The sequence below is a fragment of the Micromonospora sp. BL1 genome (assembly GCF_003667485.1).
Classification (GTDB): domain Bacteria; phylum Actinomycetota; class Actinomycetes; order Mycobacteriales; family Micromonosporaceae; genus Micromonospora; species Micromonospora tulbaghiae.
The window spans coordinates 1-10,455 of the sequence record NZ_RCVK01000391.1; the positions used below are offsets into that span (position 1 = coordinate 1).

The following is a 10,455-nucleotide window of genomic DNA, read 5'->3' on the forward strand; positions in this document are numbered from 1 at the left end:
CGGGGGCCGGCGCGGAGGACTCCGGAGGGCAGCTTCTTGCCCACCAGGGTTTCGGCCAGTTCGGCGGCCTCGATCAGGGCGTCCAGGTCGATGCCGGTGTCGACGCCCATGTCGTGGAGCATGTGCACCGCCTCCTCGGTGGCCAGGTTGCCGCTGGCACCCGGGGCGTACGGGCAGCCGCCGAGACCGCCGACGCTGGCGTCGAACTCGGTGACGCCCAACTCCATCGCCGTGAGCATGTTCGCCAGGGCGGTACCCCGGGTGTTGTGGAAGTGCAGCAGCACCGGCAGATGGGCGTTGCGGTCCCGTACCGCCGTCACCAGTTCGCGGACGCGCCGGGGCGTACCCATGCCCGTGGTGTCGCCGAAGGCGACCCGGTCCGCGCCGTCGCGGGCGACGCGGTCGACGATCGCGGCGACCCGGCGGGGGTCCACGTCGCCCTCGTAGGGGCAGCCGAAGCTGGTCGCCACGATCACCTCGGCGGTGGCGCCCGCGCCGTGCAGCAGGTCGATCAGCTCGGCGATGTCGTCGAGCGACTCGTCCGTGGAGCGGTTGACGTTGCGGCGGTTGTGCGTGTCGCTGGCCGAGACCACCACCTCGATCTCGGTGAAGCCGGCCGCCAGCGCCCGCTGCGCGCCACGGGTGTTCGGCACCAGGGCCGAGTAGCGCACCCCGTCGACCTTCTCCGCCCGCTGCCACACCTCGTCGGCGTCGGCCATCTGCGGGATCGCCTTCGGGTGGACGAAGGAGACGGCCTCGATGCGGCGTACCCCGGTGCGGGACAGCGCGTCGAGCAGCCGCACCTTGGCGTCGGTGGGGATGGGCTCCTCGTTCTGGAGGCCGTCGCGGGGACCGACCTCACGGATGCTCACGGATTCCGGAAGTTGCGCCATCAGGTTCACCTCACTTGAGTCGAGCATGACACCGGGTGGCGTCAGCGCATCCGGGAGACGATGCCGGTGTCGTAGTCGCCGGAGAGGAACTCCTCGTTCTCCAGCAGCTCGGCGAAGAACGGCAGGTTGCACTTCGGGCCGGCGATCTCGAACTGGGCCACAGCCGCCCGCGCCCGCTGGACCGCCTCCTCGCGGGTGTCCCCGGTGAGGATCAGCTTGGCCATCAGGCTGTCGTAGAACGGCGTGACGGTGTTGCCGGCGACGTAGCCGGAGTCGACGCGCACGCCGGTGCCGGACGGCTCGTTCCAGGTGGTGATCGCGCCCGGACCGGGCAGGAAGCGCTTCGGGTCCTCGGCGTTGATCCGCAGCTCGATCGCGTGGCCGCGCGGGGTGAGCGCGTCCGGGTCGAACGTCGGCGCCAGGCCGGCGGCCACCCGCAACTGCTCCTCGACCAGGTCGACGCCGTAGACGTACTCGGTGACCGGGTGCTCGACCTGCAGCCGCGTGTTCATCTCCAGGAAGAAAAATTTCTCGGCGCCGGAGCTGTCGCCCTTGAGATCCCGCTGACGCGGGACCAGCAAGCATTCGACGGTGCCTGCGTTGCGGTAGTTCACCGCCTCGCCCGCGCGTACCGCCGCGGCCAGGAACCGCTCGCGCAGCTCGGGCGAGACCGCCGGGGACGGCGACTCCTCGACCAGCTTCTGGTTGCGCCGCTGCACCGAGCACTCCCGCTCGCCGAGGGCCACCACCCGGCCGTCGGCCAGGCCGAGGATCTGCACCTCGACGTGGCGCACCCGGGGGAAGTACCGCTCGATCAGCACCGACCCGTCGCCGAACATCCGCTCGGCGAACGCGCGGACCTTGTCGTACTCGGTGCGCAGCGCCGCCTCGTCGGCGGCCACGCCCATGCCCATGCCGCCGCCGCCCGCCGCGGCCTTGACCATCACCGGGTAGCCGATCTCCGCGGCGGCCGCGACCGCCGCGTCCAGGTCGCTCGCCGGCTCGGTGGTGCCGGGCGCGACCGGCACGCCGGCTGCCGCCATCAGGTTCCGAGCGTTGATCTTGTCGCCCATCGCGGTGATCGCGTCGGCGCCGGGCCCGACCCAGATCAGGCCGGCCCCTTCGACGGTACGGGCGAAGTCCGCGTTCTCGGACAGGAAGCCGTAGCCGGGGTGGATCGCCTGCGCGCCGGTGCTACGGGCGGCGTCGAGGATCGCGTCGGCGTTCCGGTAGCTCTGCGCCGGGTTCGCCGGGCCGACGCAGACCGCCTCGTCGGCCTCGGTCACGAACGGCAGCCCGCCGTCGGCCTCCGAGTGCACCGCGATCGTCCGGATCCCGAGCCGCCTGCCGGTACGGATGATCCGCCGCGCGATCTCCCCCCGATTCGCGACCAACAACGATTCGATCATCTTCTGCACGGACGTGACCCCTTCTCGACGCAAAGCCGGGGTCTCTTCTTAACACGCGTTAAGGTGAGCGCGGCGTGTCAGGTCGGGTCGGTGGGCGCGAGCAGGGCCGCGAGGGTGGCGCCGCGCAACAGCTCGGCCCGGCGCCGGCGGTCCACCTCGCCGCCGAGGAACGGGGTCGAGTTCATCAGGCCGAACGCCGCGTGGGCGAGCACCCGGGCCTCGCCGTCGGGCAGGCCGGGGTGCAGCGCGGTCAGCACGGTGACCCATTCCTCGACGTACATCCGCTGGAGCCGGCGGATCCGGCGGCGCGGCTCGTCCGGGAGGCGGTCCAGCTCGTGCAGGTGCAACGCGATCACCGCCGGGTTGGCCAGTGCGAAGTCGACGTGGAAGTCGATCAGCGACTCCAGCGCCGCACGCGGGTCGCCCGGGTGGCCGGCGGCACGTTCCCGCCCGCCCGCGAGCAACCCCTCGCTCACCGGGATCAGCGCGGCGACGAGCATCGCCTCCTTGCCGGCGAAGTGGTGGTAGAGCGCCGGACCGGTGACCCCGGCCGCCGCGCCGATGTCGTCCATCGACACACCGTGGTAGCCGCGCGCCGCGAAGAGGCCGACCGCGATCTCCAGGATCTCGTCCCGCCGGGACCGGCGCCGGGCCGCACCCGCCGCCCCCCGTGCCTGCTGTTCCACCGCCACCGGACCAGCCTAGACCTCGCGTTCGAGCTGGGGCAGCCGCGGTTACCCAACGGTTGCCCCAGCCCGTCGCGTCAGTCCTCCTCGATGCCGTGGTCGGCGCGGACCTTCGCCGCATCGGCCTCCCGGCCCTGCTCGTCGAGCGCGCGGGCCAGCAGCCAGGCGGCCTGCGTTGCCGGGCGGGAACCGGTGGGCAGCCCGCCGAGGACCGGGCGCAGCAGCCCTTCGGCCTGCTCCGGCCGGCCGTCACGCAGCAGCAGCTCGCCGGTCAGTACCTCGACCTGGGCGGCCTCGCCGAACGCCTCGATCGACCGCAGGCGCTCCGGCACGCCGTCGACCCGGTCCAGCGCGGCGGTGAGCCGGTCCTCGCCGATCAGCACCCGGGCCACCGCGTCGGCGGCCATCGCCCGCTCGTACGTGACCACCGGCGGCTCGTCGGCGCCGACCGGGAGCGCGGCCGCCGCCTCGTCCACCCGCTCGATCGCGGCCACCGCGGCCGGCAGGTCACCGGACCAGTGCAGGGCGAGCAGTTCCCGCCGCCGGGCCCGCAGCTCGTCCACCTGGTAGCCGGCGAGCCGCCAGGCGGTCGCCGCCGCCGCGAACCGCTGCGCGGCGAGGGCGTCGCGGTCGGCGTCGTAGAGCAGGCCACCGGACTCCTCCAGCACCTGCGCCCGGTGGGGGAGATTGTCCGGCCCGTCCAGGTTCTCGGCCAGCGTGTCGAGCACCGCCAGCGCCAGATCCGTCTCGCCGAGCCCCGCGTAGATGCCCGACAGCAGGTGCCGGCACCGGTCCGCCTCGGCCTGCGCACCGGCCCGGTCGAGCCCGAGCACCGCCTCCTCGGCCACCTCGGCGGCCTCGGCCAGCCGCCCGGCCACCCGGTACGCCTCGGCCAGCTCCCAGCGCAGCAGCGCGTCGCCCTCCAGCCCCTGCTCGACGCAGAGGGTGACCGCCTCGGCCAGATCCTCCACCGCCTCGCCGGCCCGGTCGGCGGCCATCAGCGCCCGGCCCCGGGTCACCCGCAGCGGCAGGTGCGCACCGGGCGGTGCGACCGACAGCGCCTCCTCACAGGCGGCCACCGCGTCGGCCGGGTCGTCGGTGGCGCGGGCGTACGCCAGGCAGGCGCCGGTGAGCATCTCGGCGTCGCCCAGCTCGCCCGCCAGCCGGCGGGACCGCGCCGCCGCGTCCCGGAACTCCTCGGCCCGTTCCAACTGCTCCAGCACGTGCGTGCGGTGCAGCGCGACCCGCCCGGCCAGCCACGGATCGGCGTCCGCCTCCGCCTCGGCCCGGTCGAGCGCGTCGAGCGCCTCCGCCCACCGCTCGCCGTGCACGTGGGCCAGGGCGAGGCGGTCCCAGCCGGCGGCCCGGTCGCGCGGCCCGCCGTGCTCGGTCAGGTAGTCGGCCGACTCCCGGGCCAGGGCCAGGCCCTCGTCCGCGCTCTCCTCGGCCATGCTGAGCAGCACACCGAGCCGCCCGGCCACCACCTGGGCGCGCAGCGGGTCCGGCACCTCCCGCCACGCGGCCAGCGCCTCCCGGTTGACCTCGATCGCCACCGGTACGCCGTCGTCGTCCTGGGACAGCTCGCCGGCCCGCAGCTCCAGCCGCCAGGCCCGGGTGGTCGCGGGCAGGTCCGCGTCGCCGAACCGCTCGTCGTACGCGCGCAACGCGGCGACCAGCCCGTCCCGGCGGTTGGTGCGCCAGCACTCCTCGGCCAGCGCGAGCAGCTCGTCGGCACCGGCGTCGGCCGGCACGGTCACCGGCTGCGCGGAGGGCGCCGGAGCGTCCGGGCCGGTACGCGGCGCGGGCACCGCCGGGCGGCGCAGGCTCGCGGACAGCGGCAGATGCTCACCGACCGGCCCGGCCGCCAACTTGCGGGCGATCAACCCGGACTGGTGCGTGGTGCCGTTGCGCGCGTCGAAGCGCTCGGCCAGCGCGGTCGCCGTACCGGCCAGCTCGTCGGCGAGCGCGCCCGCCGGCACGTCCGCGGCCGGCCGCTCGCCGGAGGCGCGGCGGTGCACCGTCAGCTCGGCCGGCACCTGACGCAGCGCCGCCGAGGCGGCTGCCGCGAAGTGCATCGCGGCAGCCGGGGTGGGCGCCCGGTCCAGCCAGTCCAGGTGCCGCTCGACCAGCTCCAGCGCGCGGGCCTCGTTGCCGGTCACGGTGCAGAACTCGACGTGGTCGGCGATGTCCCACAGGTCGGCCAGGTTGCCGCGCACCCGCCGGTACGCCTCCCGGTGCGCGTCCCGCGCGGCGTCGCCCCGGCCGGTCTCCCGGTAGGGCGTGAGCAGCGCGGTGAGGATCCCCTGCGGCTGCTCGCTACAGGTCAGCCGCCCGGCGAGCACCGGCTCGGCCAGCGCCACCGCCTCCTCGTGCCGGCCGTGCCGCACCAGGTGCGCGACCTGCGTGGTCGGGTCGCAGCCGGCGCAGTCCGACAGCGCGTCGCGGGGCGTGGTCATCCACTTGCGGTACCACTGCTCCGCCGCCTCGTCGTCGCCCAGGTGCGCGGCCACCAGGTAGCGGTGCTTGTAGACGGCCTGGAGCGAGTGCCCGGAGTCGCGGTAGCGCCGTTCCATGTCGTCGAGCACCGCGTACGTCCGGTCCAGCGGCAGCTCCGGGAACTTCACCATGGCGTTGACCATGTACTTGAAGAACCAGAGCAGCTGGTGCGTGTAGCGCTGGTGGTAGGGCTGCGGATCCTTGTCGTACTCGGCCAGGCACCAGGAGAACGTGACGAAGGACTTCGCCGGTTCGCCGCCGTAGACGTACGCGGTGGTGCCGGTGACCCGGGCGGCGAAGGCGAGGTGCCGGTCGTCGCCCGCGTCGGCGCGGCGCAGCAACTGTTCCAGTGCGGCGATCTGCCCCGGGCCGTACGGCATGGATTCGATCTCGTGGTGCATCCGCCAGAGGTCGTCGTCAGTCACGGGTCTCTCCCGGTACGGCCCGGCCCAGCAGGCCGAGGAAGGAACTGTTCAGCAGTGCGGCGTCGGCCGCCCGGATCGGGTGGTGCCCGAGCAGCAGGGCCTGCCCGTAGAGCGCCTCGACGGCCAGCCCGACCAGCTCCGGGTCGGCGAGCGTGGTGACCCGGCGGACCAGCGGGTTGCGGTGGTTGAGCACCAGTTGCGGGCGGTCCGGCGGGGCGGAGGCGGCGAGCGCGTCGAGCACGCCGCCCCACAGCTCGTCGGCCTTGTCCCTGCTGGCGGCGAGCTGGTCGTGGAACGCGGCCGACCGGGACACCAGGTAGAGCGCCGGCAGCGAGACCGGGTCGTACGCCCGGATCACGACCTCGCAGCCGAGCCGTTCCAGGGCCCGCTGCGCGGCGGTGAGGAACGGCCGCAGGGCCAGCTCGGTCGCCGGGTCGAGGATCTCGAACCGGGTGGTGAGGTCGCTCGGCTCCAGCCGTTCGATCAGCACCGACCGGTCCACGGTGGGCAGCCGCTCGATCAGCTCGGTGTCGTACGTGTAGCCGGCGTTGACCACTGCCAGGTCCTGCGCGGCGGCCACGGCGGCGAGCTGGCGGAACTCGTCCAGGCTGGCGGCGTACCGGAGCACGTCGTGCCGCTGCCGGAACTCGGCGAGCGTGAGCGTGCCGACGTTGGTGTCCATCGGCCACCACTGGTCGACCAGCCGCAGCATCTCGTCGTCGTGCATCGCGAGCGCCTTGACCCCCAGGTGGTGCACCTGGAGGAACTCGCCGAGCCGGCGCGGGTCGTGCTTGGCGAGCCGGACCAGCCAGCCGCGGATCTGGTCGCCGAGTGCCTCCCGGACGGAGGTGAGCAGCGTGTCCTCGTAGAGCGCCTCGCGGCTGGCGGTGGGGCGCAGCTCACTGGCGTCGACCACGCAGTGGGCGAAGAAGGCCCACTCGGGCAGCAGCCCGTCGGCGTGCTCGCTGAGCAGCATCCGCTTGAGGTAGACCCGGTGCCCGGCCCGGGCGGCCGGGTTCACCGCGGCGGGCAGGATGAACGCCACACCGGTGAGGCCGGCCTCGGGCACCGACAGCGGCACCACGTCGAACGGGACGAACCCGAGCAACTCCTGCGCGTACCGCTGGAGCGCGGCCCGGTCCACCGGCGCACCGGGTGTGGTCGGCCACGGCGGCGGGCCGGAGGTGGTCGGCGTGTCACCGACCCGGACGTCGACCGGCAGCAGGCCGCCGTAGAGGCGGGCCAGCTCGGTGACGGTGGGTACGCCGAGCCACTGGTCGGCGTCGCGCCGGGGCACCAGCGTGACTGTGGTGCCGGGCTCGTCCCGGGCCTGCTCCGGCTCGGCGAGCCGCACCGCGTACCGCCCGTCGGACCAGCCCGTCCAGAGCACTGTGGGCTCGTCGGCGTGCCGGGTGACCACCCGGATCTCGTCCGCCACCAGGAAGCAGGAGAGCAGGCCGATGCCGAACTGGCCGAGGAACTCGTGCCGGGAGAAGCCCAGCTCGTCGCGCTTGGAGCTGCGGCCGATGGTGGCGAGCAGCTCGTGCACCTGCGCCTCGGTCAGGCCGATGCCGGTGTCGTGCACGCGCAGCGTCCCGTCGCCGGTCAGCTCCGGCGGCTCGATGCGGACCCGCGCCGGGGCTTCCGGCTCGGCGGACCGCCGTGCGGTGATCGCGTCGACGGCGTTCTGGAGCAGCTCGCGCACGTACACCCGCGGACTGCCGTAGAGGTGATGACTGAGCAGGTCGACCACGCCACGGAGGTCCACCTGGAAGGTGCGGTCCAATCGCGCTCCCGGTTCGGATTTTCGGCGCTCACCGTACCGGTCAGCGCCGACAGTGTCCGTCCCGTTTCATCCCTCCCCTCCCGCCCACCTCCTCACCGATCTTGCAGTTTCCGCCCAGGTGAACACGCACAAAAAGGACCAGACAGGGGCCGCAAATGCAAGATCAACGGGGTGAGGGTTCGAAGCCGGCGAGGCGAGTGGCGATGCGGTGCCGGGCCGGGGGCACAGTGGAGACGAGGCGGAGCAGCAGGTTGCGTAGCGGGCGGAGTGGCGGCGGGGCGGCGGCGAGCCGGGTCAGGCCGGCGGCGAAACCCAGCACCTCCTCGGCGAGGGGGCGGCGGTCGGCGGCGTACCCGTCGAGGGCCTGCGGCCCGGCGGCGAGCGCGTCGCCGAGGGCGACCGCGTCCCGCAGGCCGAGGTTCATCCCCTGCCCACCGGCGGGGCTGTGCACGTGCGCCGCGTCCCCGGCGAGCAGCACCGGGCCGGAGCGGTACGTGCTCGCGATCCGGTGGTGGATCCGGAACCGGGACGACCACGCCATGCCGGTGACCCGGTCCGGCCGGCGCGCCGGACCGCGCTCGTCGAGCAGCGCCTGGAAGTGGTGCGCCTGCGGGTCGCGCGGCGCGTCGTCCACCGTGGCGACCAGCCGGACCGTGCCGTCGGGCAGCGGCGCCCAGACCAGTGGGCCCTGCCGGGACAGGAAGAGGCTCACCTGGTCGCGCGGCAGCGTGCTGTCCACGTGGACGTCGGCGAGCAGGAACGACTCCCCGGGGTCGGCCGGGCCGCCGAAGCCGATGCCGGCGAGTTCGCGGACCCGGCTGTGCATCCCGTCCGCACCGACGACCCAGCGCGCCCGGACCGCGCGGCCGCCGCCGAAGCGCGCGACGGCGCCGTCGCCGTCGAGGTCCAGCCCGGTCATCTCGTACGGCCGCAGCACGCGCCCGCCGAGCGCGGTGAGCCGGTCGGTGAGCACCGCCTCGGTCTCGGCCTGCGAGATCAGCAGCGCGTACGGGTAGCGCGACGGCAACCGGTCGAAGGGGACGGTGACCAGCACCCGGTCCCGGTCGCGGACGCTGAACCGAGCCGAGCGCAGCCCTCGGGCGGCGAGCGGCGCGGCGATCCCGATCCGGTCCAGCACCTCCAGGGTGCCGGCGTGCACGACCGCGGCGCGCGAGGTGACCGGCGGTTCGGCGAGCCGGTCGACGACTGTCGCGGTCACGCCGTGCCCGGCCAGCGTCACCGCCACGGCCAGGCCGGTCGGCCCGGCTCCCACCACGAGGACGTCAGTGCGTTCGGGCAGCATCGTTCCACCTCCGGGCTCGGGTCAACAACTGTTTGCCAACGCTTGTTGGCTTCACTGTAGAGCCGATGTCAACACGTGTTGGCATACAGTCGTGGACGTGACCGAACCCGCCACCCGCGCCCGCCGCTCGGACGCCACCCGGGCGGCCATCCTGCGCGCCGCCCGCGAACGCTTCGCCACCGACGGCTACGACCGGGCCACCATCCGGGCCATCGCCGCCGACGCCCGCATCGACCCCTCGATGGTGATGCGCTACTACGGCAGCAAGGAGGGACTCTTCGCCGCGGCGGCCGAGTTCGACCTGCGCCTGCCCGACCTGGCCGAGGTGCCGCCGGACCGGCTCGGCGAGACACTGACCCGGCACTTCGTGCGCCGCTGGGAGGCGGACGGGACACTCGTCGCCCTGCTCCGGGCCGCCGCCACCAACCCCGGCGCGGCCGAACGGATGCGCGGCGTCTTCGCCGGCCAGCTCGCCACCGCGGTGGCCAGTTGCGTTGCCGACCCGGCCACCGCCGCCCGCCGGGCCGGACTGGTGGCCAGCCAGATCCTCGGCCTCGCGCTCACCCGGTACGTGGTCCGGCTGCCACCGGTGGTGGACCTCGACCCGGAGGAACTGGCCACCTGGGTCGGCCCGACGATTCAGCGCTACCTGACCCAACCTTTGCCCCCGTCCCGCGCGTCTGGCGGGTGACGGAGGGAGGAGCCGGATGGGGCGCGACGCGGACGACGGGCGGGCGGACTACCTCGCCTTCGTCGAGGCGCACCAGCACCGGCTGCTGCGCGCCGCGTACCTGATCTGCGGGAACCGCCACCAGGCCGAGGACCTGCTCCAGGACGCGCTGCTCAAGCTGGCGCTGCGCTGGTCGTCGGTGCGCGACGGCGACCCGGCCGCGTACGTGCGCGCCATCCTCTACCGCGACGCCGTCTCCTGGTGGCGACGCCGGCGACGGGAGTGGCTCAGTGCGTACCCGCCGGACCGGCCGGGCGTCGACGCCGACGCCGCGCTGCGGCTCACCGTGCGCGCGGCGCTGGACCGGCTGCCACCACGCCAGCGGGCCGTCGTGGTGCTGCGCTACTTCGAGGACCTGACCGAGGTCGCCACCGCCGAGGCGCTCGGCGTCACCGTCGGCACGGTCAAGAGCCAGTGCCACGACGCGCTGCGCCGGCTGCGCGACGTCGTACCCGCCCCCGGCACGTCCGGAGACGACCTGGTGACCGGGATGGAGGCGAGCCCGTGAACGAGCCCGAGCTGACCCGGCTGCTGACCCGGGCCGCCGAGGAGATCCGGCCGACCCGGCCGGCCGAGACGGGATGGGACCGGGCCGGTCGGGTCCGCCGCGCCCGCCGGGCCGCCGGCGCCGCGGCCGTCGCCGTGGTCCTGCTCGGCGGCGGTACGACGGCACTGCTGCACCGCTGTCTCTTATACACCTCTGACGCTGCCGACGCATAGCCCTGTG

At 74.2% G+C, this 10,455-nt stretch carries 8 protein-coding genes; 2 read left to right on the forward strand and 6 right to left on the reverse strand.

What is annotated here, in order from left to right; genetic code table 11:
* The 6 genes from EAD96_RS28960 to EAD96_RS28985 form a co-directional block, all read right to left on the reverse strand.
* Window positions 1-893: hydroxymethylglutaryl-CoA lyase (locus EAD96_RS28960; protein ID WP_147457952.1), on the reverse strand; the 893-nt coding region annotated here is incomplete at its 3' end.
* A 41-nt stretch (window positions 894-934) separates the two neighbouring features.
* A complete protein-coding gene (locus EAD96_RS28965; RefSeq protein ID WP_121686478.1) occupies window positions 935-2,302 on the reverse strand; it encodes an acetyl/propionyl/methylcrotonyl-CoA carboxylase subunit alpha in 1,368 nt (455 codons plus the stop codon).
* Window positions 2,303-2,379: 77 nt separating this feature from the next.
* The gene (locus EAD96_RS28970; RefSeq protein ID WP_120572441.1) at window positions 2,380-2,994 is read right to left on the reverse strand and encodes a TetR/AcrR family transcriptional regulator; all 615 of its coding nucleotides are present in this window, start codon (window positions 2,992-2,994) and stop codon (window positions 2,380-2,382) included.
* 71 nt (window positions 2,995-3,065) lie between these two features.
* Window positions 3,066-5,909 carry a hypothetical protein gene (locus EAD96_RS28975; protein ID WP_121686473.1) on the reverse strand — a complete coding sequence of 948 codons (2,844 nt, stop codon included), beginning with the start codon at window positions 5,907-5,909 and terminating at the stop codon, window positions 3,066-3,068.
* Window positions 5,902-7,695 carry an HSP90 family protein gene (locus EAD96_RS28980; RefSeq protein WP_121686474.1) on the reverse strand — a complete coding sequence of 598 codons (1,794 nt, stop codon included), beginning with the start codon at window positions 7,693-7,695 and terminating at the stop codon, window positions 5,902-5,904. The genes EAD96_RS28975 and EAD96_RS28980 overlap by 8 nt, the downstream gene beginning before the upstream one ends.
* 163 nt (window positions 7,696-7,858) lie before the next feature.
* Complete coding sequence (locus tag EAD96_RS28985; protein ID WP_121686475.1) at window positions 7,859-8,998, reverse strand: FAD-dependent monooxygenase; 1,140 nt, start codon at window positions 8,996-8,998, stop codon at window positions 7,859-7,861.
* A 91-nt stretch (window positions 8,999-9,089) separates the two neighbouring features.
* Here EAD96_RS28985 and EAD96_RS28990 point away from each other — a divergent pair, with 91 nt between their 5' ends.
* Window positions 9,090-9,689, forward strand: a complete 600-nt coding sequence (locus tag EAD96_RS28990) for a TetR family transcriptional regulator (protein ID WP_121686476.1) — start codon at window positions 9,090-9,092, stop codon at window positions 9,687-9,689.
* Between the two features lie 16 nt (window positions 9,690-9,705).
* On the forward strand, window positions 9,706-10,236 hold the full coding sequence (locus EAD96_RS28995; protein ID WP_121686477.1) for a SigE family RNA polymerase sigma factor: 531 nt from the start codon (window positions 9,706-9,708) through the stop codon (window positions 10,234-10,236).
* Window positions 10,237-10,455: the final 219 nt, after the last annotated feature.

What these genes read in the sequence shown, in the direction of transcription:
- EAD96_RS28965 (WP_121686478.1), bottom strand. Translation starts at nt 2,302, where the DNA reads ATGATCGAATCGTTGTTGGTCGCGAATCGGGGGGAGATCGCGCGGCGG.
- EAD96_RS28985 (WP_121686475.1), bottom strand. Translation starts at nt 8,998, where the DNA reads ATGCTGCCCGAACGCACTGACGTCCTCGTGGTGGGAGCCGGGCCGACC.
- EAD96_RS28995 (WP_121686477.1), top strand. Translation starts at nt 9,706, where the DNA reads ATGGGGCGCGACGCGGACGACGGGCGGGCGGACTACCTCGCCTTCGTC.